21 protein-coding genes are annotated in these 23,608 nt (G+C 65.3%); 13 read left to right on the top strand and 8 right to left on the bottom strand.

Going from position 1 to position 23,608, the window contains the following annotated elements; genetic code table 11:
* Window positions 1-6: 6 nt before the first annotated feature.
* Complete coding sequence (locus tag QE494_RS17080; RefSeq protein ID WP_300045352.1) at window positions 7-1,377, top strand: arylsulfatase; 1,371 nt, start codon at window positions 7-9, stop codon at window positions 1,375-1,377.
* Between the two features lie 51 nt (window positions 1,378-1,428).
* Entirely contained in the window at window positions 1,429-2,760 is a 1,332-nt protein-coding gene (locus QE494_RS17075) for a hypothetical protein (RefSeq protein WP_300045350.1), read from the top strand.
* Between the two features lie 52 nt (window positions 2,761-2,812).
* Here the strand turns inward: QE494_RS17075 and QE494_RS17070 are convergent, their stop codons facing one another.
* The 4 genes from QE494_RS17070 to QE494_RS17055 all read right to left on the bottom strand — a co-directional run bounded on the left by QE494_RS17070 (window position 2,813) and on the right by QE494_RS17055 (window position 5,784).
* The gene (locus QE494_RS17070) at window positions 2,813-3,715 is read right to left on the bottom strand and encodes a nucleotidyl transferase AbiEii/AbiGii toxin family protein (RefSeq protein WP_300045348.1); all 903 of its coding nucleotides are present in this window, start codon (window positions 3,713-3,715) and stop codon (window positions 2,813-2,815) included.
* Complete coding sequence (locus QE494_RS17065; protein WP_300045346.1) at window positions 3,712-4,311, bottom strand: AbiEi antitoxin N-terminal domain-containing protein; 600 nt, start codon at window positions 4,309-4,311, stop codon at window positions 3,712-3,714. Before QE494_RS17065 ends, QE494_RS17070 begins: the two co-directional genes overlap by 4 nt.
* A gap of 111 nt (window positions 4,312-4,422) precedes the next feature.
* Window positions 4,423-5,190, bottom strand: a complete 768-nt coding sequence (locus tag QE494_RS17060) for an enoyl-CoA hydratase/isomerase family protein (protein WP_300045344.1) — start codon at window positions 5,188-5,190, stop codon at window positions 4,423-4,425.
* Window positions 5,191-5,235: 45 nt separating this feature from the next.
* On the bottom strand, window positions 5,236-5,784 hold the full coding sequence (locus QE494_RS17055) for a DUF2889 domain-containing protein (RefSeq protein WP_300045342.1): 549 nt from the start codon (window positions 5,782-5,784) through the stop codon (window positions 5,236-5,238).
* Window positions 5,785-5,941: 157 nt separating this feature from the next.
* Here QE494_RS17055 and QE494_RS17050 point away from each other — a divergent pair, with 157 nt between their 5' ends.
* The 10 genes from QE494_RS17050 to QE494_RS17005 all read left to right on the top strand — a co-directional run bounded on the left by QE494_RS17050 (window position 5,942) and on the right by QE494_RS17005 (window position 16,202).
* Entirely contained in the window at window positions 5,942-6,724 is a 783-nt protein-coding gene (locus QE494_RS17050; protein WP_300045339.1) for a hypothetical protein, read from the top strand.
* A 21-nt stretch (window positions 6,725-6,745) separates the two neighbouring features.
* On the top strand, window positions 6,746-7,417 hold the full coding sequence (locus tag QE494_RS17045) for a GntR family transcriptional regulator (RefSeq protein WP_300045336.1): 672 nt from the start codon (window positions 6,746-6,748) through the stop codon (window positions 7,415-7,417).
* Window positions 7,418-7,490: 73 nt separating this feature from the next.
* A complete protein-coding gene (locus QE494_RS17040) occupies window positions 7,491-8,675 on the top strand; it encodes a MaoC family dehydratase N-terminal domain-containing protein (protein ID WP_300045333.1) in 1,185 nt (394 codons plus the stop codon).
* Complete coding sequence (locus tag QE494_RS17035; protein ID WP_300045331.1) at window positions 8,672-9,913, top strand: CaiB/BaiF CoA-transferase family protein; 1,242 nt, start codon at window positions 8,672-8,674, stop codon at window positions 9,911-9,913. Before QE494_RS17040 ends, QE494_RS17035 begins: the two co-directional genes overlap by 4 nt.
* A 41-nt stretch (window positions 9,914-9,954) precedes the next feature.
* The gene (locus QE494_RS17030) at window positions 9,955-11,157 is read left to right on the top strand and encodes a CaiB/BaiF CoA-transferase family protein (protein WP_300045329.1); all 1,203 of its coding nucleotides are present in this window, start codon (window positions 9,955-9,957) and stop codon (window positions 11,155-11,157) included.
* Window positions 11,158-11,180: 23 nt separating this feature from the next.
* Window positions 11,181-12,155 (top strand): tripartite tricarboxylate transporter substrate binding protein, encoded by a 975-nt coding sequence (locus QE494_RS17025; RefSeq protein ID WP_300045326.1) that lies wholly within the window; start codon window positions 11,181-11,183, stop codon window positions 12,153-12,155.
* A 58-nt stretch (window positions 12,156-12,213) separates the two neighbouring features.
* Window positions 12,214-13,338 carry an NAD(P)-dependent oxidoreductase gene (locus QE494_RS17020; protein WP_300045323.1) on the top strand — a complete coding sequence of 375 codons (1,125 nt, stop codon included), beginning with the start codon at window positions 12,214-12,216 and terminating at the stop codon, window positions 13,336-13,338.
* Entirely contained in the window at window positions 13,335-14,426 is a 1,092-nt protein-coding gene (locus QE494_RS17015; RefSeq protein ID WP_300045321.1) for a sterol desaturase family protein, read from the top strand. Before QE494_RS17020 ends, QE494_RS17015 begins: the two co-directional genes overlap by 4 nt.
* Window positions 14,419-15,015: a hypothetical protein gene (locus QE494_RS17010; RefSeq protein WP_300045319.1), complete on the top strand. Its 597-nt coding sequence runs from the start codon at window positions 14,419-14,421 to the stop codon at window positions 15,013-15,015. Before QE494_RS17015 ends, QE494_RS17010 begins: the two co-directional genes overlap by 8 nt.
* 203 nt (window positions 15,016-15,218) lie before the next feature.
* Window positions 15,219-16,202, top strand: coding sequence for a tripartite tricarboxylate transporter substrate-binding protein (locus QE494_RS17005; RefSeq protein ID WP_300045318.1), 984 nt, complete (start codon window positions 15,219-15,221; stop codon window positions 16,200-16,202).
* A gap of 81 nt (window positions 16,203-16,283) precedes the next feature.
* On the opposite strand, the gene QE494_RS17000 is transcribed toward QE494_RS17005, so the two are convergent.
* Genes QE494_RS17000 through cysD form a run of 4 tightly spaced genes read right to left on the bottom strand, consistent with a single transcriptional unit; the run spans window position 16,284 to window position 21,841 of the window.
* Entirely contained in the window at window positions 16,284-16,976 is a 693-nt protein-coding gene (locus tag QE494_RS17000; RefSeq protein ID WP_300045316.1) for a response regulator transcription factor, read from the bottom strand.
* 37 nt (window positions 16,977-17,013) lie between these two features.
* Complete coding sequence (locus QE494_RS16995) at window positions 17,014-18,942, bottom strand: ATP-binding protein (protein WP_300045313.1); 1,929 nt, start codon at window positions 18,940-18,942, stop codon at window positions 17,014-17,016.
* Window positions 18,939-20,885 (bottom strand): sulfate adenylyltransferase subunit CysN, encoded by a 1,947-nt coding sequence (gene cysN / locus QE494_RS16990; protein WP_300045311.1) that lies wholly within the window; start codon window positions 20,883-20,885, stop codon window positions 18,939-18,941. Before cysN ends, QE494_RS16995 begins: the two co-directional genes overlap by 4 nt.
* Window positions 20,885-21,841, bottom strand: a complete 957-nt coding sequence (gene cysD / locus QE494_RS16985) for a sulfate adenylyltransferase subunit CysD (RefSeq protein WP_336619449.1) — start codon at window positions 21,839-21,841, stop codon at window positions 20,885-20,887. Before cysD ends, cysN begins: the two co-directional genes overlap by 1 nt.
* Window positions 21,842-22,223: 382 nt before the next feature.
* Here cysD and QE494_RS16980 point away from each other — a divergent pair, with 382 nt between their 5' ends.
* Complete coding sequence (locus tag QE494_RS16980; protein WP_300045307.1) at window positions 22,224-23,597, top strand: TolC family protein; 1,374 nt, start codon at window positions 22,224-22,226, stop codon at window positions 23,595-23,597.
* The last annotated feature ends 11 nt before the right edge of the window (window positions 23,598-23,608 follow it).

Genomic DNA, 23,608 nt, shown 5'->3' with positions numbered 1-23,608 from the left:
CTCCCCATGACCCAGCCCGCTCCCCCTGCGCCCAGCAGCGCCAAGCCCCCGCACATTGTTCTGGTCCTTGCCGACAACCTGGGCTGGGGTGAACTCGGTTGCTATGGCGGGGGTGAGTTAAGGGGTGCACCCACCCCGCGCATCGACGCGCTGGCGGCGCAAGGCATGCGCTTTCTGAACTTCAATGTCGAGAGTGACTGCGTGCCCACGCGCTCGGCCCTCATGACCGGTCGCCACCCGATCCGCACGGGTGCTTTGCAGTCGGTGCCCGCGGGCCTGCCGCAAGGCATCCACCCGTGGGAGATCACCATCGCCCAGCTGCTCTCGCAAGCGGGCTACGCTACCGCGATGTACGGCAAGTGGCACCTGGGCGACCAGGAGGGCCGCTACCCCAAAGACCGCGGCTTTGACCATTGGTACGGCATTCCCCGCACCACCAACGAGAGCATGTTCACCGAGCAGGTCGGGTTTGACCCGGAGGTGGTCGACATTCCTCACGTGATGGAAGGCTGGGCCGGCCAGCCCGCGCAAAAGCGCGAGCCCTATGACCTGGAAATGCGTCGGCGCATCGACGCCGAGCTCACCGACCGGGGCTGCGCGTTCATTCGCGAGCAGGCTACCTCGGGAAAGCCCTTCTTCCTCTATGTGCCGCTGACCCAGTTGCACTACCCCACGATTCCGCACCGTGACTTCGAGGGGCAGACCAAAAAGGGCGACTTTGCCGACTCACTCGTCGAGATGGATGCGCGCGTGGGCCAGCTCCTCGACACCGTCGAGGCCTGCGGCCTCACGGACGACACGATATTCATTTTTGCCAGCGACAACGGTCCCGAATACCGGCGCCCCTGGCGCGGCAGCGCAGGCATGTGGACGGGCACGTATCACACCTCGATGGAGGGCGCGCTGCGCGTGCCGCTCATCGTGCGCTGGCCCGGCCAAGTGCCCGCCCAGCGCGTCACCAACGAGATCGTGCATGTGGTGGATATGCTTCCCACCTTGGCGCGCGCCGCTGGCGCTGGCGTGCCGCAAGACCGCGTGATCGACGGGGTGGACCAGCTCGACTTCTGGCGCGGCCTGCAAGACAAGTCCAGCCGCGAAGGCTTTGTCTACTACATCAAGAGCGAACTGCGCGCCGCCAAGTGGCGTGACTGGAAGATGCACTTCGTCTGGGAGGTCGAGCCCAACGCCGGCGCCAACCACCTGGAGACGCCCTATCTATTCAATCTGGTCCAAGACCCGAAAGAAGAAACCGACGTCAACGCCGCCCAGGGCTGGGCGCGCGGCCCCATTCGCAAGATGGTGCATGCTTTTCAGACATCTCTCAAAACACATCCGCCGATACCGCCTGGCGCGCCAGACGACTATCGGCCTGGCTGATTGCCCGCTCCCCGGTGGCGAGACCGAGTCATTTTTCCAAAGGACCGATTCATGCTTTTCAAGCCAAGTTGGCGCCATTTGTCCGCGCTCGTCTGCGCTGCGCTGCTTTCGGGCTGTGCCCTCACACCGCCGGCCACCCAGGAGGCAGCGCCTGCGGTGGCGCCCTGTCCGGCGGGCGTTCCCGCGGGCGCACGTTGCCTGCGCGGCCAGGATTCGGTGGGTGCTCACTACCTGATCGTCATGCCCCAGAAGTGGAGTGGCATTCTGGTCGTTCACGCGCACGGCGGTCCCAGCCTGGGCCCGCCCCAGATCACCCGAGCCGACGAGGACATCAAGCGCTGGGCCATCACCGTGTCCGAGGGCCACGCCTGGGCCGGCTCTGTGTTCCGCCAGGGCGGGTTCGGTGTGACCACCGCCGCCGAGGACACCGAGCGGGTTCGGCGCATTTTTGTGAGCCATGTGGCGCAGCCGCGCCGCACGCTGTTGCACGGGCAGTCATGGGGTGCCATGGTTGCCACCCGCGCCGCAGAGCTCTTTCCCAATTCCTGGGAGGGCATGTTGCTGACCAGCGGCGTGGTCGCAGGGCCCACCACCTACGACTTCCGGATTGACCTGCGCGCGGTGTACCAGCACCTGTGCGGCAACCACCCGCGGCCCACCGAGCCCAGCTACCAGCTCTCCATCGGTCTGCCAGCCGATACAAAGATGACACCGGCGGACTTGGCCAGCCGCGCCAACGAATGCCTAGCCCTCAACAAGCCCGCGGCCCAGCGCAGCCCCGAGCAGCTGCGCAAAATCAAGACCATCGTCGATGTGATCCGCATCCCCGAGAACTCCATCATCGGTCACCTCAACTGGGGTACCTTTAGTTTGCAGGACGTGGTAAGTCGCACTGCGGGGGCCTCGCCTCTCGGCAACAAGGGCGTGCGCTACACCGGCTCAGGCGACGACGCAGCGCTCAATGCGGCGCTGGACGCCAAGGGTTTGCGCTTCCAGGCTGACCCGAAGGCGGCGGCTGCCTTTGCAGCAGATGTTGACTACGTCGGCAAGTTTCGCGTTCCGGTCATCAGCTCCAACGGCATTCGCGATTCGACGGTGTTCGTCGAAGGCAGTGACACCCTGAAGCAGCGCATGGAGCGTGCCGGCAACGGCGCGCGCCTGGTGCAGACCTTCGTCAATTCGGCCGACCACAGCTACTTCGGAGACGCGATGTACCCACCGCTCTTTGATGCCCTGCTGGCCTGGGTCGAGCAAGGCACCAAGCCCACGCCCCAGGGCATCGCGGACCGCTGTCGCGTGCAGCAGGCAGGCAACCCCGCTGCCTGCCTGTTCGTGCCCGAGTACACGCCCAAGGCGCTCGCCACTCGGATTGCGCCGCGCTAGGGCCTGGCAATGCTGGGAGCGGCGGGGGCACTGTCCGCCCGATCCAGCCGCCTCACCGCCACGCGGCCTGCGCTGGCTCCCACGTGGCCGTTGCCCGACTGCGGGCCACGGCCACCTGCGTAGCTGGCCATAGCAAGAGCCGCAGAAGGGTGACCGTGTCGGCCAGGCTGCTTGCCTCGAGTCGGTTCTTGTTCAGAAAGGCTTGCCACTGGCGCAGCTTGCCGATGTCTTGGCTGAAATCCTCCGACAGCGCGAAGGGAAGTTGGTCGGGTAGCGGCGTCTGTCGGCGATCAAAGGTGGCGGCAATCGCCGCGGCCAGGATGGCTCCGTGCAGAGGGGTGCGCTGCGCGATCACTCTGAGGTCGAAGAAATCCTTCATGCGGCTGTTTGCCTGGCCAAGTATCACCATGGCGTGGTACTTCTCTGCGATCACGGAGTAGACGGGGTAGACGCGAAGCTTGGGGGCCTTGAAATCATTGAGCAGCACCGGATACGTTGCAATCGTCGGCGCCGGTGTCACCGCGTCGCCAAAGGCGACGTCGATCTGCAATGCGCAGCGCGCGGAGCCAACCTGAGCGACCAGCTTGATGCGGCTACCGCCGTACGAGGCCTCCTCGCGAATTGCGCCCGCTCTGACCGAGCCCGGGTCGAAGAAGATCCCGTCGCCCATTTCCAGGACCGCAATTTCGCGAAAGGTGGCGATCAGGCTTGCTTCGTCACCAGCGCCGAAACCCAGCAAGTCTGCGTCGCTTGTGGGGCGGTGTGGCTCGTCGTACCAAAGCGAAAAGAGCAAGGCGCCTTTGAGCAGGAATCTGTCCGCGTGGGGTGACCGGCTGATTCTGAAAAGCAGGCGCTCCAGCGCAAAGCGATTGAGGAGCAGGCTGTAGTCCTCACCCCTGTGCTTGGCCAGTGTGAGCAGCCGGGCGAGGATGGAGGCCGACAGGTTGGCGCTCACGCTGCGACCGATTCGAGGTAGGGCTGCATGACCTTCTCCACCCGGTTGATCCTGGCAAAGTGACGTAACTCGGCCATGGTGGCGCGTTTGTTGTGCCAGGCGTCCTTGAGCGCCTCCAGTGCGACGTCAATGCCGATCTTGTTGCGAAACTTGAAGCAGTCGGTCACTGTTTTGGCCAAGCTGTAGACGCGTATCGGAGCGCCGTGTTCTGTGACGGTTTGAATGCCCTCGGAGTAGGCCTCTCCTCGCAGGCGTGCAATGCGCAGCGTGGGGTAGTCCAGGGCCGGTGCCTGGGTGCCCTCTGGCAGGGCCAGCCACACCGCGTGCGGCTGCTGCGTCCCGATGCCGTGATACCGGAGCGCGGTCAGCAGGCACAGCACTCCCTTGGGGACCCGCTGGCAGACCTCGATCAGCGTGTGGTGTTCGGTGATCTCGCCGTTTGGCAGGCTGTAGAGGCCCCGTGATACCCGCTGCAGTTGGCCCGTCTGGTGCAGACGGAGCAGCAGTTGGGGCGACCAACCGTGCTGACGCAGATCGGCTGCTCGCACCATGCCTCGGTGCTGCGCGAACTCGAGGATCTGGATGGTTTGGGTCATAGGCCCTGAGTTTAATATTCACACTACTTATGTTCAAGTCATGTGAATAATGCTCATCCGCACGCGGATGCATGCGGTCGCTCGCTGACGAATCCGTCTGTCGCGCTGCGCTCAGCGCCCCATGAACCTGGGCGCCCGCCGCTCGGTTGCTGCGGCAACGCCCTCCCGAAAATCCTCGGTGGCGAACTGCTCGCGCTGGAGGACAACCTCGCGCGCATTGACTGCGGCCACCTGATCGGCCAGGCCCTGACGCAGGGTCTCGCGAGTGCTCTGGACAGCCAGCGGAGCGGACAGCGCGATCTCCTGGGCGAATGCCTGTGCGCGCGCCAGTACCTCGTCGTCGGCCGCCAGTTCGTCGGCCAGCCCGAGTTGCAGCATGCGCTCGCCATCGATGCGCTCACCGATGTAGAACAAGCGGGCGGCCATCTGTTGGCCCACCAGCCGGGGGAGGGTGGCGCTCAGACCGAAGCCTGGGTGGAAGCCCAGACGGTTGAAGTTGACGCTGAAGCGGCTGGCCGGGCAGGCCACCCGAAAGTCCGCGACCAGCGCGAGTCCGGCGCCAGCGCCGATGGCCGCGCCTTGGATCGCGGCCACCATTGGTTTGCGCGAGCGAAACAGGCGCAGGGCCTGGGCGTAGAGCGGGGTGGCATCGGCAACGCCGTTCACTTGGGGCAGTCGGCTGAGATCAGCACCTGCACAGAAGGTCTTGCCCTCGGCGGCGAGCACGATCGCCCGGCAGGTCTCGTCGGCGTCCAGCGCGTCCACCGCATCGGCCAGAGCGGCCAGCGATGCCTCGTCAATGAAGTTGTGCGGCGGGCGGTGCAGCGAGACGGTGGTGACCTGACCCTGGGTGGAAATCTGGATGGGAGGGACTGACATCGTGTGGGTGGGGTGTTTGGAGGGGGCGCCGCGCCAGCCGGCGCTTCACTTCGTGACGCGGGGACGGAAAAAACGGGGCCAGCGCGCACGCACCACCTCGCCATCGGCGGCATAGGCGTAGCAGCTGTCGATCTTGTCGGGACGTCCGTTCTCGTCACGGCGCGCAGGCCGGCTGATACGCAGCATGGACAGGGACTGAAAGGCAGCGGTAGCCAGGGGAACAAGCAGCTCCTTGAGGTGAGTGCAGCTGCGGTCGCCACCGAGGCGTGCACTGACTTCTTTGGCCCAGCCCCGGGTCATGGCCAGGCCCGTAATCGATTGCAGCGCCCGGCCACCCTCGGGGCAGGCGGGGTAGGGCGAGGAGTCGGTGAAGGTGTGGACCTCGTGGACGACCATGGTGTCGTCGAACACTAGGCGCACACCCATGTCGTGCATGGGCTCGTGCGCCGGCACCACCCGGGTGTGCCCAGGCATCTGCAGGTCGTGGGGCTTGCGGTCGACGACGCGGCCCTCGACCTCATACAGGCCGTCGCTGCGGCGGTAGCCGCGCATGTCGATGCGGCGGAAATGCAGTTCTTCGCGGGTGACTTCCATGGAGGCTCCAGACCGTGGCCCGGTCATGTTCAACATTACATGTACTGGTCCAGCCTATCTCCCGCACAGACTGTCTGGCCGCAGGGTAAACCCCCAATACAAGAGTCGGGTTGACCAGCATATATTACATGTAATCAACCGCCAGACCTCGCTTCACGTGATTCGCTCGCACGCTTTTGACCCCCTTGACCGCGCCCGCGCGGTTCCGGTCGCATCGTCCGAGTTCACAGGCTGGCGCCTGCCCCTGATCGACTCGCCTGCTGGTCCCTGCGCACCCAACGCGAAGATCATCGAGCAGCAGGCCGGGTGCGTCATCCCGGCCCATTTCCACACCTGCCACCAATTCCAGGTGGTCTCCGCCGGTGGTGGCTTGCTCGGGCGCAAGCCAGTGCAGCCATGGACCGTGCACTACAGCTCGCCAGACACGGGCTACGGCCCGATCGAAGCCGGCGAGGAGGGCCTGAGCTACTACGTATTGCGTCCCCAGATCGACCCGGGGGCGAAGTTCATGCCGCAATCGCGGGGCCTGATGCGCGCTGGCTTGCCCAAGCACCATGCGGTCAGTGGCCCGATCGACGTCCCGGGTGCGTCCGCTCTCGCGGCGCTGGGCACTATGCGGGTTCAGACCTGCCTGCCGCTCACGCCCGAGGGCATGGCCGTCTGGCAGGTGGGTCTGCCCCCAGGCGAACGTCTCTTGGCCGGTGAACTGCCCGGTGAAGGTGCCCGCTTCTATCTGGTGACGGCCGGCGCCCTGGTGCAAGTGGACACGGGCGCTCCGGCCGACGTGCCAGCGCGTGCCCATGCGGCAACCCAGCCCTTGTTGTCGGTGGGCTCACTGTGCTTTGCCGAGAGGGCCGACGCCTTCAGTCTGCAGGCCAGCCCGGCGGGTGCCGATGTTCTGGTGCTGCAGTTCCCCCCCGAAGCAACGATGGCGGCATGACCCGCAACTGACTCTTTCCGTATGCCCCAATTCCTGCGCAAGCTCAAATCCGACTCCCTGGCCGACAAGGCCGCCGACATGATCCGCAGCGCGATCTTCGAAGGGCACATCAAGCCCGAGGAGCGCCTGACCATCGAACACATCGCCGCGCAACTGGGCATCAGCCGCACGCCGGTGCGTGAGGCGCTCAAGGCGCTCGAGACCGACGGGATGATCAAGATCCTCCCTAACCGCGGCGCGGTGGTACAGCGCTTTGGCCGCCCTGAGCTGGCTGACCGCTTCACCGTGCGCGCCACGCTCGAGGGCCTGGCCGGCGAACTCGCCTGCCGCAATGACGGCAAGCGCGTTGCGGGCCTGCTGGCGGCCAACACCGAAAAGCTCGCCGACCGCATGGCAGAAATCGAGCCCGAGGACCTGCATGCGGTGAGCGAGCTGGTCGAGCTCAACGGTGAGTTCCACGACACCATCCTCGCAGCCAGCCAGAGCGAAACAGTGCTGCGAATGCACGCCTCGCTGCGCATGCCCATGGCCTACCGTCTCTACACCTGGCGCAGCGTCGACAGGCAGCGCGCCTCCTATGACTTTCACCGCCGCATCGTCGACGCTTTCAGGCAGGACGACGCGGGCGAAGTGCGTCGGCTGCTCGAGTCCCACATTCTTGAGGCGCGCGATTTCGTGGTGGCCGAGCACTGAGCGCTCGCCACTTTTTATCGACCTTTTCGATCAACCCGCTTCTCTCTCGCTCTCTGCATTAACTGAGGTCCCCATGTCCACTGCCCCCGAGCCGACCTACGGCGTCATCTCCGAAGAATCCATCGCCCAAGTCCGCCGGCGCATCGGTCAAGTCCACCCTATCGAGGAGCCCTTTGTCCGCTATGTCAATGGCGACAGCATCCGCCACGTGGCGCGCGCCATTGGCGACATGAATCCTCTGTGGATCGCCAAGGACCACGCTGCCGCCTCGCGCTTCGGCAAGATGGTGGCGCCGCCCGCACTCTTGTACGCCGTGTCCTGGGGCAGCTGGGACATGCGCCGCGGAGAAGGCTTGCCCGGCGTCCACGGCCTGCACGCCAGTGACCGTTGGGTCTACCACCGCCCCCTTCTTGACGGTGACGAGGTGCACGCCACCAAGGAAATGGTCGCCCTCGACGAGCGCACCGGCTCCTATGCGGGCCGCTCGCTGATGCAGGTCCGCGAAATGCGCTACTACAACCAGCGTGACGAACTGGTGGCCACCTGCCGCATGTCGGCGGTGCGCACCGAGCGTGACAAGGGCAAGGAAAAGGGCAAGTACGCCTCCATTCCCAAGGCCCGTTACAGCGACGAGGAAATTGCCCAGATCGACGCCGAAACCGCCGCCGAAGAAGTGCGGGGCGCAACGCCGCGCTACTGGGAAGACGTGCGCGTGGGTGAGGCCGTACATCCGATCGTGCGCGGCCCGCTGACCGTGGCCGACATGATTGCCTGGATGATGGGTATCGGCTCTCCCCATATCCGCAGCGGCCAGTACTGGTTGGCCTACCGCCGCCAGTCGCCCAAGGTGGCGGTGAAAGACCCCGAGACCGGCATCCCGCAGGCCGTTGAGCGGGTGCACTGGGACCCGTTCATGGCCGCTGAAATCGGCATGCCCGCGCCCTATGACTACGGGTCGCAGCGCGGCGCCTGGGCCACCCACCTCATGACCAACTGGGCCGGTGATGACGGCTGGGTCTGCGAGGTGTTCGCCAAGTACCGCTACATGAACTTCATTGGCGATACGGTGCGCATCGGCGGTACGGTGCTGCGCAAGTGGCAGGGCAAGAGCGGTATCGGCTATGTCGAGTGTGAGATCTCCGGCATGAACCAGCGTGGCGAAAACATCATGCCCGGCACCGCAGTCGTGGCGCTGCCCTTGCGCGGCAAGCCGCTGCCGAACGCTCCGATCGACCACGTGAGCGACAGCGAGCAGTGAGCCAGACCCACCTGCCCCTGGCCGGCCTGCGTGTGCTCGATTTCAGCCACGCGGCGGCCGCGCCGTTTGCGACCATGTTCCTCGCGGACATGGGCGCGGAGGTGATCAAGATCGAAAAGCCCAAGGGCGGCGATGGCACGCGCACCATGGGCGTGCCCATGCCGGCGCTGGGGCCCAAGGAGACCGACTACTACGTCAGCCTCAACCGCAACAAGCGCAGCATCGTGCTGGACTTGGGCAATCCCGAGGGGTGCGAGCTGGCCCGGCAGATGGTGGCCCATTGCGACATCGTCACCGAGAACTTCCGCCCCGGGGTGATGGACCGCCTAGGGCTGGGCTTCGACGTGCTTTCAAAGCTGCGCCCGGGTCTGATCTACGCGTCGATCAACGCCTTTGGCCCGCAGGGGCCTTGGGCCGACCGGCCGGCCAACGACATCATCTTGCAAAGCGTCTCGGGCCTCATGGGCATCACAGGCGAGGTGGGCGGCGGTCCGGTGCGCATCGGCGCGCCGATCGCTGATTTTTCCAGCGGCCTGTTCATGCTCTCGGGCATCCTTGCCGCGCTGCACGCCCGCCCGCTTCACCCCGAGGGGCAGCAGGTGCAGGTGGCCATGCTCGACGCCGCCTTCAACATGATGGCCAACTACATTCCTGGCGTCGCCACGCTGGGCCAGGTGGTGCCGCGTGTTGGCCGAGGGCATGCGCAGATCGTTCCCTACCAGGCCTTTGAATGCGCCGACGGCCGCTACGTCATGGTGGGCGCTTTCACCCGGGGTTTTTGGGAGAACCTGTGCCGCGCCCTCGGGCGCGAAGACTGGATCAAGGACCCCCGCTTCGAAAGCAACCCGCAGCGCCTCGCGCACCGGGAGCTGCTCGTGGGCGAATTGCAGGCCTTGTTCCGCCAGCGGCCCAGCCAGGAGTGGATCGCCCTGCTCACCGAGGCCGATGTGCCTACCAGCCCGGTGATGGACCTGCACGAGGCAGTTCGCAGCGAGCAGGCTGCGCACAACGCCAGCCTGCGCACATTGGGCGAGGGCGAGGGCGCCTACGAGGTGGCGCGCTCGCCGATCCAGGTGCAGGCCTGGGGTGAGCGCGATCACCAGCCAGCGCCCCGCATGGGCGACCACACCCGAGCCGTGCTCCAGGAGCTGCTTGGGCTGGACGAATCAACCGTGGCCGATCTGGCCGAACGTGGCGTGGTGCGGCTGGCCCGCACCCAAGAAGGAGCTGTGGCGTGACACAAGATCAAACTCAAGCCCCAAAATCCGATAGACCAGCGGTGCTCGCTGGCCTTCGGGTGCTGGACCTCTCGCATCAATACTCGGGCGCCAACGCTGCGGCCATCCTGGCTGACCTCGGGGCCGATGTCGTGACCGTTGAAACGCCGGATGGCAGCCCAATCCGCACCATGCTGCCCAAGAAAGACGGGCACTCGATGTGGTGGAAGGTGATCCAGCGTGGCAAACGTGCGGTGACGCTGCGCCTGTCCACGCCCAAGGGCCGCGAGCTGTTCCTCAAGATGGCAACCCAGTTCGACGTGATCGTCGAGAACTTCCGCCCGGGCACGCTTGAAAAGTGGGGCATCGGCCCTGCCGACCTCGAGGCTGCGGGCGCCAACGTGATGCTGCTTCGCATCAGCGGCTTCGGCCAGACCGGTCCCAACCGGCATCTGCCCGGGTTTGGCACCGTCGCCGAGGCGCTGAGCGGCTTTGCCCACATGAACGGCTTCAAGGACGGCCCGCCGGTGTTCCCGTCGACTACGCTCGGCGACGGCGTTGCCTCGCTGTTCGGCCTGATCGGTGTGCTGGCCGGTATGACCAGCAAGCTCAAACAGGGAACGCGGGGCGTCGACGTGGTGGACGTGGCCCTGTTCGAGGCGCTGTTTCGTATTGTTCCTACCCAAATCGCCACCTATGACCAGCTGGGCAAGGCCCCGATACGTCCGGGCAATTTCCTGGGCGAGCACGGCGTGCTGCGCAGTTGCTACCGTACCCAGGACGAGAAGTACCTGATCGTGAGCGCAGTGGGCCCGCAGGCGATCCGGCGCATCCTGGTAGCTGCGCGCGCCGAGGCGCTGATCGCCGAATGCGACGGCGGCATCATGGTCAACCCCGACACCCAGGCCGTGCAGCGCTTTCTGTCGAACTGCAATGTGCATCTGATCGACTGGATGGGGTCGCACCCCTACGAGAGCCTGGTGGCCGACCTGCGCGCAGCCGACGCGGTGCACAGCCCGGTCTACAGCGCCGCCGAGATCGTGCAAGACCCGCACTTCCTGGCGCGCGAAGACGTGATCTCGGTGCCCGACGAGGAGCTCGGGCCGATCCGCATGCAGGGGGTGGTGCCCAAGTTCCCGGGCCGCACCCACCAAGTGCGCCATGCGGGTCGGGCCCGTGGCGCCGACAACGCACAAGTCCTGGGCGAACTGCTCGGGCTGACCGAATCCGATCTTGCGACGCTACGCAAAGACGGTGTGATCTGAAAACTACCAAAGGAGACAAAGACATGCAAAGACGAACTTTCAGCCAAGGCTTGCTCGGCATGGCGGCAACCGCATCCGGCGTCTCGTGGGCGCAGGACAACTGGCCGAACCGGCCCATCAAGGTCATCCTGCCCTTCTCAGCGGGGGGCACCGGAGACGCGGTCGCCCGCGCCCTGGGCAACGACATGGAAAAGCGCCTCGGCCAGCCGATGGTGATTGAAAACCGCGTGGGCGGTACTGGCTTGCTGGGGCAGGATATGGCCATGCGAAGCCCGCCCGACGGCTACACCATGGTGGCCATTTCGATCTCTGGCGCTCTCTCATATCACAGCCAGAACCGCAGCATCGACTTCACCAAGGACTTTGCGATGGTCGGCCAGGTGTACAGCCAGTACGCTGCGGTGGTGGTCAACCCGACCACGCCGCAGACGGCCAATATCCGCAACATGCGGGACCTGGTGGCCTACGCCAAGGCTAACCCCGGCAAGATCAACTACGCCAGCCAGGGCTCGGGCAGCATCGGCCACCTCACGATGGAGCGCATCAAGCAGATTGCCGGCATCGACGTGGTGCACGTGCCTTATCGCGGCGCCGCACCGGCCTACAACGACCTGCTCGCGGGGCATATCCAGATGATGTCGACCTCGCTGGGCGCCATGCCCTACATCAGCGCCGGCAAGATGCGTGCGCTGGGCATGGCTGGTACCACTCGCTCGTCGCTCTTGCCCGACTGCCCGACCTTCATCGAACAGGGCATCGACCTCGTGGCAGGTTCTTGGTACGGCTTTGCCATGCCGGCTGGTACGCCGCCGGCCATCGTCCAGCGTCTGGCGCGTGAACTGCAAGTCTCAGTCGCCAAGCCCGAGATTGCAGACTCGCTGCGCAAGCAGGGGGTGGACCCGGAGTTCCTGCCAGGCCCCGAGTACGCGGCCCGCGCGAATGGCGATTTCCGTCGGTGGGGTGAGGTGATCCGCGAGCGCGGCATCAAGACGGACTAGGCGCCGAATCAGCCCGGAATTCGCACGCTTCACGCCGACTTTCGATGCTTGCGCTGCGATGCCCACTGCCCTGTTGATCGGCGGAACCGGCCCCACCGGTCCGTACATCGTCGACGGGCTGCTCGCGCGCGGTTGGTCGGTCACCGTGTTGCACTCCGGGCGGCGGTCGGCCCCTTACAGCGGCGCGGTGGAGACCCTGCACGCTGACCCGAACTTCGCCGAGGCCCTGGTGCCTGCTCTGGCGGGCCGCCAATGGGACCTGGTGATCGCCAGCTACGGGCGCCTGCGGGTGCTGGTCGAGGTGCTCAAGGGGCACACGAATCGCCTGCTGGCGATCACCGGAGCCACCGGCGGCACCGCCCGAGAGGGCGATACGCGCTGGGGCGCGCTCGGCCGGCCCGCTTTGCTGGACGAAGCCCGCGTACTGTCCGCCACGGGCGAGGGTGAGCCTACCCTGGCGCTGCGGATCGCGCAGGCAGAGGCGGCCTTGTTCGAGGCGCATGCCCAGGGGCATTTCAGCGTGACCTGCATCGCCTATCCGATCCTGTACGGACCGCGCCAGCCCGGTGCCACCGACTGGGCCATCGTGCGCCGAGTGCTCGATGGCCGGCGCCAGTTCATCCTGGCCGACGGCGGCCATAAGCTGGAAAGCCGGGCCTACGCCGAGAACGCGGCGCATGCGGTGTTGCTGGCGATTGACCAGCCCGAGATCAGTCACGGCCGGCGCTACCTGGTGGCCGATCAGGCCCTGCACTCGATGCGCCAGCGCGTCGAGGCGGTGGCGGCGCACCTGGGGCACCGCTTCGAACTGGTCGACATGCCCTACGACTGGGCGCGGCCCTGCCACCCCTTGTGGCGGCACACCCGCGAAAGCCGTGTCATCGACAGCGGCCAGATCCGGCGCGAACTCGGGTATGCCGACCCGGTGGGCGCGCCCGATGCGCTGGCTCGCAGCATCGACTGGCTGGTCGCCCACCGCAGCGCGATGGCCGAGGTGGAGGCGCAACTGGGCGACCCCTTTGACTATGCGCGGGAAGACGCGTTGATAGCCGCTTGGCAGCAAGCCCGCCCCTGCCCGGTGGATTACCCGCTGGCACAGCCACGCCATATTTACCGTCATCCGACGGCGCCGGGCGAGGAGCACAATGCAGCACAGCCGCTTCGCACAGGAATTAAAAAATGAACCCCATTGCCTTTGCGATTCCCATCTTCTTTTTGCTCATCGCATTCGAGCTTTGGGTGGCGCATTCTCGCGGCGTCTCGGTCTATCGCCTCAAGGACAGCCTGACCTCGATCAACGTCGGGCTCATGAGCGAGTTTTCCAAGGCGATTGGCGGCGTGGTCAGCGTCATCATGTATGCGCTCATCGCAGACCGCTTCGGCGCTTTTGTCTGGGACGTGCGCCACCCGATGACCTGGGTCAGCGCCTTGCTGCTCTACGACTTCTGCTACTACTGGGTGCACAGGACGGGCCACGAAATCAACATTCTGTGGGCCTCGCATGTGGTGCATCACAGCAGCGAGGAGTTCAACCTGTCCACCGCGCTTCGCCAGTCGTCGACGGGCTTCCTTTTCCGGTGGATCTTCTACATTCCGCTGGCCTTGCTCGGCTATCCGGTCCAGGTGTTCGTGGTGGTCGGCCTGATCGACTTTCTCTACCAGTACTGGGTGCACACGCAGCTGGTGGGCAAGCTGGGGTGGCTGGAGTATGTGGTGGTGACCCCGTCCAACCACCGGGTGCACCACGGCCAGAACGACTACTGCATCGACAAGAACTACGGCGGCATCTTCTCCTTCTGGGACCGGATGTTCGGTACCTATGCCGACGAGCGGGACGATGACAAGCCGGTCTACGGCATCCGCAAGCCGCTGGGCAGTTGGAATCCGCTGTGGGCCAATGTGCATCACTATGTGCAGATTGGCCGGCAGGTCAAAGCTGCCCGCAACTGGCGGCACCGGCTGATGCATGTTTTTGCCAAGCCCTCCTGGACCCCGGAAAAAGAGGATGCCACCGAGGCGTTCCGCGCCGAGACTTTCAGCCGCTTTGACACGCCGGAGACCGGTCGCCTCAGGGCGCTGGCCTTCTTTGTTACTGCGACCGGCGCCTTGTTGCTGATCGCCTTTTTCCTGGTGCAAAAAGGCCTGCCGCAGCCTGCGCGTGTGGCTTTCTGCGTGGCCGCGGTGCTGGCCTTAGCCGCCTTTGGTGCCTGGATGACACGCCGGCCCGCTCCGGCCTCGCAGCCTCTGGCGCAAGGCCCGTCCCATGCTTAGCCTGGCCCTCACCGACGCACTGCTGTGTGGGGTGGCGGCCTGGCTCGCGTCCCGGCCCCAGTTCAGCATCGGCTACCGCATGGCCTTTGGCTTGCTGGCCCTGCCGGCGCTCCTGGGCTTTCTGCGCTTTTCCGGTCTGTATCCGATGGAGGGCTGGCACCAGCTGTTTTCTATGCTGGGCGCATGTGCGGCGCTGCCGCTGCTGGCGGTGTGCGTGCTGACGCCTGAATCGGCGGTGGCCCGCCGGCGGCAGTTCACCCTCATCTTCTTGGGCGCGGCGATGCTTCTGGGCCTGCTGATTTCCGGGCTTGGCAAGCTACGCCTCTACGACCAGGCCGCAGGTCTGGTGAGCATGGCCCTCATGCTGTGGGCGCTGTTCAAGGCCAAAGACGGCCGCCGCGCCTTGGGTCCGGCCTTCATGGTCGCTGGGTCGCTGCTCTTCGTGACCAAGATGTCGGTGCCGCCCTGGCTCGTGCCGGGCGACTTGCTTCACCTGGGCATGGCGGCCGGCTTGCTGCTGCTGGCGCCCGCAGGCCAGGGGGCGGTTCTTGACGCCCCCGATCGTCGGGACGGTGGTTCCATTGGATAGCCCAGGCGGCGGCACATAGTCCTTGGGCCCCTGGGGCGTGCCCAGCATGCCCTGGCAATTACCGAGGAACAGGTTCGTTTGCCCGGCTTGCCGACTTGGCTTTGGCATGGTGAAAACCCCTGTAGCGGGAGCCCTTTGAGGGCCCCTAAATCGCGCTATCGTTCAGCCTTCCACTGCTTTTCGTCCTTCAGGAGAGATTGACCATGACTACCCGCCGCCAACTGATTCAAGGCGCCGCTGCCGCCGGCCTGATGGGCCTGGGTCCGCTTTCTGCCATCGCCCAAGCGCGCGTTGAGTCGCTGCGCATCATCGTCGGCTTCCCGCCTGGCGGCACCACCGACGCCTTCGCCCGGCGCGTGGGTGACAAGCTGCGCGGTACCTTTGCCAACACCGTCATCGTCGACAACAAGCCCGGTGGCGGTGGCCAGGTCGGTGTGACCACCCTCAAAGGCGCCGCGGCCGATGGCGCGCACCTGCTTTACACGCCGGCGTCGATGTTCACCATCTTCCCGCACTCCTTCTCCAAGCTGAACTACGCCGTCTCGGACGTGGCGCCCGTGGGCCTGGGTCACGCCACCGACCACGCCTTCGCCGTCGGCCCGGCCGTGCCCGAATCGGTGCGCAACCTCAAGGACTTCGTCGAGTGGGCCAAGGCCAACCCCGGCAAGGCGAGCATCGCCAACCCGGGCTCGGGCTCCATGCCGCACCTGCTGGCGGGCCGTCTCGCCATGCTGGCCAACTTCCAGGTTACCAACGTGCCCTTCGCCGGCTCTGGCCCGGCCATCCCGCAGGTGCTTGGCGGCCAAGTGGCGGGCATGTCTTCGCCCCTGGGTGACATGGCCCAGCACCACAAGAGCGGCAAGGCGCGCATCTTGGCCACCTCCGGCCCCGAGCGCTCGCCCTATGTGCCCGAAGTCGCTACCTACCGTGAGCAGGGTTTCGGCGAGCTGGTCGTTCGTGAATGGTTCGGGTTCTTCGCCCCGGCTGGCACGCCCGAGCCGGTGCGCGAGGCCATCAACGGCGCCCTGCGCGCCGCCATGGCCCAGCAGGACGTTCGCGATTTCGTGACGCCCCTGGCGGGCCACATCGAAGGCGGTTCCGTGGCCGACCACACCCGCCGCTTGGCGGCCGACTCCGACATGGGTCGGCGCTTGGTCACGGCCCTGAACTTCAAGGCCGACTCCTAAGCCCTCGCCGCTGGCTGAGCGCGAGCCTTTCCTGCTTTACGTCAGCCATTTCGCCTGGGCGGCCGCCGTCAAAAATTCGCGTCAAATCACGCGGATCTGGCAGCCCAGTGCGTAGCCCACGCCACGCAGCGTGCGGATGGCGTCGTTGGACGCGCCGCAGACGCTGAGCTTTTTGCGCAAGGCACTGATACGCATCTCGAGATTCGCCGCCACCAGGCCCTTGTCCTTGGTGTCCACCAGTTGCATGGCCTGCCAACGCTCCAGGGTCTGGCTGGCAGCACGGCAGAAGGCGGCCAGGAGCAGGCTTTCACCGTGCGTCAGTGTCACCTCTCCGGCGGGCCCGGCCAGGCACAGCGTTTGGGTGTTCAAGGTGAACCCTGTCTCGATCGGGATGGGTTTGAGTCGGCGTGCCAGGTTGTTCACGCAGGCCAGCAACTCGGCCTTGTCCACCGGCTTCATCAGGTAGTTGTCCGCCCCACAGCCATAGCCGTCAAGCCGGTCGTTCAACTGGCTGCGCGCAGTGATCATCACGATGCCCGCCAGGGCTTGGCTGTTGCGGATGCGTTTTGCCAGGCTGAACCCGTCCTCACCGGGCAGGTTCACGTCAATCAGGTACAGGTCGGGCAGGGCCTGGGTGGGTGTGTCGTCGACGTCCTCGGCGCAGACCACGCCCACCACCTGGTGTCCCTGCTCTTGCAGAAATCCCACCGTGGCCTCCCGCAGGTTGTCGTTGTCTTCAACCACCAGGATTTGAAGTGAGGGCGCTTGGTTCATGGGTTTGTCGCTGTGGCGTTGGACATGGGGCCGAAGTTCAAATCGCCGGTGTGACCTTGGGCAGCCGCAGGCGAAAGCGCACCAGGGCCTCGTCGGGTTGGTAGTCGATGCTGCCGCCCAGCACCTGCGCCAGGTTTTGCACGAGAAAGAGGCCCAGCCCGGTGCCGGCCTGCCTGCGGGCGTGCGGGCTTCGGTAGAACTTCTCGAATAGCTTGTCGGGGTCGGGCCACCCGGCAGCGCCGGGCGCGTTGGCGATCTCCAGCTCCAGGTCGCCGTTGTTGGCGCGCGCCAGTCGCAGTTGGACTGGGCTGCCGGGCGCCGCGTACTTGCACGCGTTCTCCAGCAGATTGCTCAGGACGATGAACAGCAGTTGCCGGTCGGTCTTGATCAGGAGGTTGGGCGGCGCTTCGATCTCCACTCGCATTGGCTGGGGGCAGGAGGTAATGGCTTCGCGCGCCACGCCCACCGCATCGAGCGGCTCGACCTGCGCCCGAAGTTGCCGGTCGCCCAGCTGGGAGGTTTGCAGGCAGCGCTCAATCACCGCGTTCATGTCGCGGATCGCATGCTTGATGGCCGCGGTGCCATCGGCTGCCGAGTCCAGTCGCATGTGCATGGTCGCCAATGGGGTTCGCAATTCATGGGCCAGCATCGCGAGCAGCTTTTCCTGCTCTTCTCGAAGGTTTCGCTCCAGTTGCGTTTGCAGGACCGAGCGCTCCAGGGCCTGCACGGTCTCGCGCCGCTGGCGCCCCTCCGTGCGCGCTCGGTACTGCAGGAAAAGCAGCAGCAGCAAGCCCGTCACCAGCCCATGGGCCTGGACGGCATGCAGAGCACTCTCAGCGCCCCCCAGCAGGCCCAGTCCGATCAGGGATGCTAAGAAAAGCGAGGCGACGAGCGCTGCATAGAACAGCACCACCGCAAAGCGGGCCAGAAGGATGGGCTGGCTCCTGCCGGCCGACCAGGCCCGGCACAGAAAGACCGACGCGAGGTAGATCCAGACGGAGACCTGCAACTCGATCATGTTCAGCCGCATGGCGGCAATTTCCAACCCAGTCACCATCAGGCCGAGCTTGACCGGGAACAGCCCCACCATGGCCCAGTGCACCCTGCGAAGCCAAGGCGGTGGGTCGAATTGGCTCAAGAAAAGTACATGGAAGAGCGTGGCGACGCTCACCGTCGCGATCGTGAAGAAGTTCGTGGTCCCATGGAGTGCCTCGGCTGACCAGTCGCCTGGCCAGAACATCCGCAGGTAACCGAGGGAGCTCAGCAACTGGAGCAGCGCAGTCGCCTGACCCAGCCCAAACAGGCCCATGAGGCGCTCCCGATTGAACAGCCAGGAGGCCATGCCCCAGACGGAAAACAGCGCAGTGAACGCGACACCGACCCCGAACAGCAGGTTCTGGATCAGCGTGGCCCGATCCAGGCTCGCCCGGTCGAGCGCTTGGACATCGATCACCCGCATGCTCTCAGACGTCAGGCGCAGCCAGACCTCGCGCGGTTCGCTGCCGCGTGCGATCGGAACCAGCAAATCCAGACCCCGCATGGCGGCTTCACGGGGATGCTGCAGGTCACCCGTGCGGGCAGCCAGGCCACCCGGTACCAGCGGGTCGTAGACGCGGATATCGTCGAGGAAAGGCGGCCGGATTCGCAGCACCAATCGGGTGGTGGTCAGATTGCTTGCGCTGTGCAGGCTGGGGTCGATCCGCAAGCGCAGCCAGATGGCCGACGCGCCGACCCTTTTGTTCAGGATGCCGACGTAAGGCTGGGGCTTGCGGTCTCGCACCTCGTCCCAGCTCATTTGTCCGCTGGGGTCTTCCAGCCAGGCGCGCTCGGTGATGTGGTCCTGGGCGAAGCCCCAGGCGTGCAGGCCCAGCAGCGGAACGAGCAAGAGCCAGCGCAGTACCTGGCCCACTCGGCACGCGAGAGCGGCCAGGGGCCCGGTCATGGTCATGCCGCTGCGCAGGGTCACGCAGGCTCCTCTTTGGAAGTCCCTCGAGCCCCGTCCTGCGGGCGGTCTAGCAGATGGTCGAGGATGCGCTGCGCGCATGCGCTGGCATCGAGCCCCTCAGAGCCGTCGATGACCAGTTCTGCATTCAGCGGCGGCTCGTAGGGCGAGTCAATGCCGGTGAAGTTACGCACCTGTCCGGTTCGGGCCTTGCGATAAAGCCCCTTGGGGTCCCGGTCTTCGCACACCGCCAGCGGTGTGTCGATGAATACCTCCAGGAACTCGCCCGGCTTGAACAGGGCGCGGGCGGCTTCGCGGTCTGCCCTGAAGGGCGAGATGAAGGTGGTGATCACAATCAGGCCGGCGTCCATCATGAGCTTGGCCACCTCGGCCGCCCGGCGGATGTTTTCGATCCGGTCCTGCTCGGTAAAACCCAAGTCCTTGTTCAGGCCGTGACGCATGTTGTCGCCGTCGAGCACATAGGTGCGCAGCCCGCGGGCAAAGAGAGTCTTCTCAAGCTGGTTGGCAATGGTGCTCTTGCCCGAGCCCGACAGGCCGGTGAACCACAGCACGCGGGGCGTTTGTCCATTCATTGCAGCCCGCTCAGCCTTGCCGATCACGAAATGCTGGGGCTGGATGTTGGTGGCCCGCCGCAACTCGTGCGTGATCATCCCGGCGCCCACCGTCTGAAAGCTCAGGCGGTCGACCATGATGAAGGCGCCTGCCTGCCGGTTTTGTAAGTAGGGGTCGAACACCAGGGGCCGCTCGATGCTCATGTTCACCTGTGCGACCGCATTGAGGGTCAGCTTGTCGGCCGCTCGCTCGTCCAGGGAGTCCATGTTCACCTCGTGCTTGATGCGGGTGACCGTGGCTGGCACGCTCTGGGTGCCGCACTGCAGCAGGTAGTGCCGACCCGGAAACAGGGGCTCGTCATTCATCCACACCAGGTGGGCGAGAAATTGGTTGGCCACGCAGGCGGGTGACTGGGCCGGCACGATCATGTCGCCGCGCGCCGCGTCGACCTCATCGGCCAGCAACAGGGTGACTGCCTGGCCCGCAATGGCTCTCTCGATCGCGCTTGCCTGCGCCCCGTTGTGGGTGTGGATGGCGGCAAGGGTCGTTTCCCGACCCGAGGGCTGCACGCGCACCCGCTCGCCCACCTGCAGCGTGCCGCTGGCCAGGGTGCCGGCGTAGCCCCGAAAGTCTTGGTGGGGTCGGTTGACCCATTGCACCGGAAAGCGTGCCGGGGCGACGAGCGCATGCTGCTCCACCTTCACCGCCTCGAGCCAGGCCATGAGCGTGGGGCCCGCATACCAGGGCATGTGGGCGCTGCGGTCGAGGATGTTGTCACCGCGTAGCCCCGACACCGGAATGGCTGCTATGTCCGGGATACCCAGCCGCCCGGCGAGGGAGGCATAGTCCCGCGCGATTGCGTCGAAAACCGCGGGGTCATGCCCGACCAAGTCCATCTTGTTCACCGCGAGCACAACGTGACGAATTCCCATCAGAGACAAGAGGTAGGTGTGCCTGCGGGTCTGGGTCAGCAAGCCCTTGCGGGCGTCGACCAGCACGATTGCGGCGTCGGCGGTGGACGCTCCCGTGACCATGTTGCGGGTGTACTGCTCGTGGCCCGGTGTGTCGGCCACGATGAACTGGCGCGTCGCGGTGGAGAAGTAGCGGTACGCCACGTCGATGGTGATGCCCTGCTCGCGCTCGGCCGCCAGGCCGTCGACCAGCAGTGCGAAGTCGAGGCCGTCGCCCTGGGTGCCCACCTTGCGCGAATCGGCCTCGAGGGCCTGCAGTTGGTCTTCGAACAGCATCTTGCTGTCGTACAGCAGCCGGCCGATCAGCGTGCTCTTGCCGTCGTCGACACTGCCGCAGGTGATGAAGCGCAGCAGGCTCTTGTTTTGGTGCTGCCGTATGTAGGCGTCGATGTCCTGGTGGATGAGGGGGTCCTGGTGGGCCATCAGAAATAACCCTCCTGCTTTTTCTTTTCCATCGATGCGGCGCCGTCGTGGTCGATCAGGCGCCCTTGCCGCTCGGAACTGCGCGAGCGAAGCATCTCTCCGATGATGTCGGGCAGGGTCTGGGCCTCGGACTCGACGGCGCCGGTCAGCGGGTAGCACCCCAGGGTGCGAAAGCGCACCTTGCGCATCACCGGTGTCTCGCCGGGCCGCAGCGGCATGCGATCGTCGTCAACCATGATCAGGGTGCCACTTCGCTCGACCACCGGTCGCTCCTTGGCAAAGTAAAGCGGGACGACGGGAATTTTTTCCTGGTGGATGTACAGCCACACGTCGAGTTCGGTCCAGTTGGACAGGGGAAACACCCGCAGGCTCTCACCCGGCCGGGTGCGGGTGTTGAAGAGGTTCCACAACTCGGGGCGCTGGTTGCGCGGATCCCACTGGTGGTTCTGCGATCGGAAGGAAAACACCCGCTCCTTGGCGCGCGACTTTTCCTCGTCGCGTCTCGCCCCCCCGAAGGCCGCGTCAAAGCCATGCAGATCGAGCGCCTGGCGCAGCGCCTGGGTCTTCATCACGTCGGTGTGCACCTGGGACCCGTGGGTGAACGGGTTGATGCCCTGGCGCAGGCCGTCGGCGTTTTGATGCACGAGCAACTCGAAGCCGGCTTCGAGTTGCATCTTGTCGCGAAATCGGTACATCTCCCGGAATTTCCACCCGGTATCCACATGTAACAGCGGGAAGGGGATCTTGGCCGGACCAAAGGCCTTGCGCGCCAGATGAAGCATGCAGGCGCTGTCCTTGCCGATCGAATAGAGCATGACCGGCCTCTCGCAGCAGGCGACAACCTCCCGCAGGATGTGGATGCTCTCGGCCTCTAGCCGCTGGAGGTGAGGCAGGCGGTCCTCGGCCCCGGCTCGCGCGGGTGCCCCGGTCCCCTCGTCTGGCTGGCTTGTGTTTATCAACTGATGCACCGTCTCTGGCAGTAAGAAAAGTGATGCGCCCGCCCGAACAACAAAGCTTGTGGGGGCCGGGTCCGATGTTCACAGGTCGTGCCCTCGCCAAGCCAAATCCAGCCAATTGGCTGATGTGTGCCAGCCCCGATGCTGCAGCGCCCGCGGCAGGTCCGAGACCTTTTCGTAGAAACTAATTGCTTCATAAGAGCGCAAAAGTGATATTCAAATAGCCCAGCCTACTCAAAAGCCATTGCAGATCAATTTGGGCTTCTTTAGGAATCAAAGGGCCATGTTGACATACTGATCTTTGAGAAAGTCGGGCGAATTGTTTTTGATTAATTTCTCGCCACTAACCAACGAGTCACAAATTTCATCGTCAGGAGTTGAAATGAGCAAATCCATCGCTACGAGCCTTCGCGCCCAGTCTGGTTTCGGCGCAGGAATGACGGCTGTCGCCATCGCCGCCGGGATGGCGCTCGCTCCGCAGACGTCGTTCGCCCAGGACCTCAAGTCGAATCTGGCCGAGATGCTCAAGACCCATCCGCGCCTCAATGCCACGCGCAGTGACGTCCGGTCGGCCGAGTCCAAGGTGAAGGACACCTACCTGCGTGCCTGGACGCCCAACGTCGACATGAGCGGTGAGACCGGCAACCAGAAGTACGGCTCGCTGGCCAATCCCTCCGGTCAGAACCTGACCTACCAGCGCGCGTCGATCAAGGCCACCCAGCAGCTCTGGGATTTCGGCAAGAGCACCCGCCAGGTCGCTGAGACCGAGGCTGTGCTCAACCAGAGCCGCTCTCTGGCGGTGGCGTCGGAGGCCAGCCTCTTGCTGGAGGCGCTGTCCGCGCACTGGAGCTATGTCCGCGCCGACAAGATCCTCGAATTCTCCCGCCAGTCCGAGCAGAGTGTGCGCCGCCAGGCCGACATCGAATCGTCGATGGTGGAACTGGGCAAAGGCTATGAGTCCAACGTGCTGCAGGCCAAGGTCCAACTGACGACGGCCGAATCCCGCCGCCTGCGCGCTGAGGGGGCCTTTGACATCGCCCGTGCCCGCGTGCGGGCCGTCTTTTCTGACCTCGCCGGCAAGCTGGACTACAGCACCATTGCGGTGGTGCGGCCCGCGGCCATGCCCAAGTCCCTGGACGAGGCGCGGCAGATGGCCCTGGCCAACAACCAACAAATCCAGGTGGGCAAATTCCGCTCACAGGCCATCCAGGAACGCATTGGTTCGACCAACGCCAAGGAATTTTGGCCCCGCTTCAACGTGGTGGCCGAGACCTCCCTGCGCGCCAAGACCGATGGTGTCGATGACCCCCGCAGCTTCGGTGACCAGAAGATCTATCTGCAGTTTCAGTACACCTTGAACGCAGGTGGCGCTGGCGTGAGTTCCGTCGACACGGTCAGCCGCGACTATGCGGCCAGCGTGGCCCGCGAGGTCGAGACCCGCCAGCTGGTGGAGGAGCAGGTCACCATCGCTTGGCGCAACGTGCAGGTGGCGGCGGAAAACCGCCAGACCCTCGCCAACCTGGTGCGCATCTCCGCCAAGTACTACGAGATGGCGGTCGCCGAGCGGCAGATGGGCCGCCGGTCCCTGCTGGAAGTGCTGAGCGCCGAGCTGAGTCTGATCAACGCCCTGAGTGACCTGATGTCGACCGAAGCCGACGCCGGCATTGCGGCGATCACCCTGATGCAGGCGGTGGGACGGCTGGACCTCGGCAGCTTCGACCTCCAGCCCGTGCAGTCCGTGCTCCCCAAGATTTAAGCCTGAGTCGA

It is taken from the genome of Ramlibacter sp. (genome assembly GCF_029866045.1).
In the GTDB taxonomy this organism is placed as follows: domain Bacteria; phylum Pseudomonadota; class Gammaproteobacteria; order Burkholderiales; family Burkholderiaceae_C; genus Ramlibacter.
This window is presented reverse-complemented; position numbering and strand designations above follow the sequence as displayed.

Coding starts and splice junctions, on each gene's coding strand:
- QE494_RS17080 (WP_300045352.1), top strand. CDS start 7: ATGACCCAGCCCGCTCCCCCTGCGCCCAGCAGCGCCAAGCCCCCGCAC.
- QE494_RS17075 (WP_300045350.1), top strand. CDS start 1,429: ATGCTTTTCAAGCCAAGTTGGCGCCATTTGTCCGCGCTCGTCTGCGCT.
- QE494_RS17065 (WP_300045346.1), bottom strand. CDS start 4,311: ATGACCCAAACCATCCAGATCCTCGAGTTCGCGCAGCACCGAGGCATG.
- QE494_RS17060 (WP_300045344.1), bottom strand. CDS start 5,190: ATGTCAGTCCCTCCCATCCAGATTTCCACCCAGGGTCAGGTCACCACC.
- QE494_RS17055 (WP_300045342.1), bottom strand. CDS start 5,784: ATGGAAGTCACCCGCGAAGAACTGCATTTCCGCCGCATCGACATGCGC.
- QE494_RS17045 (WP_300045336.1), top strand. CDS start 6,746: ATGCCCCAATTCCTGCGCAAGCTCAAATCCGACTCCCTGGCCGACAAG.
- QE494_RS17040 (WP_300045333.1), top strand. CDS start 7,491: ATGTCCACTGCCCCCGAGCCGACCTACGGCGTCATCTCCGAAGAATCC.
- QE494_RS17025 (WP_300045326.1), top strand. CDS start 11,181: ATGCAAAGACGAACTTTCAGCCAAGGCTTGCTCGGCATGGCGGCAACC.
- QE494_RS17020 (WP_300045323.1), top strand. CDS start 12,214: ATGCCCACTGCCCTGTTGATCGGCGGAACCGGCCCCACCGGTCCGTAC.
- QE494_RS17015 (WP_300045321.1), top strand. CDS start 13,335: ATGAACCCCATTGCCTTTGCGATTCCCATCTTCTTTTTGCTCATCGCA.
- QE494_RS17010 (WP_300045319.1), top strand. CDS start 14,419: ATGCTTAGCCTGGCCCTCACCGACGCACTGCTGTGTGGGGTGGCGGCC.
- QE494_RS17005 (WP_300045318.1), top strand. CDS start 15,219: ATGACTACCCGCCGCCAACTGATTCAAGGCGCCGCTGCCGCCGGCCTG.
- QE494_RS17000 (WP_300045316.1), bottom strand. CDS start 16,976: ATGAACCAAGCGCCCTCACTTCAAATCCTGGTGGTTGAAGACAACGAC.
- cysN (WP_300045311.1), bottom strand. CDS start 20,885: ATGGCCCACCAGGACCCCCTCATCCACCAGGACATCGACGCCTACATA.
- QE494_RS16980 (WP_300045307.1), top strand. CDS start 22,224: ATGAGCAAATCCATCGCTACGAGCCTTCGCGCCCAGTCTGGTTTCGGC.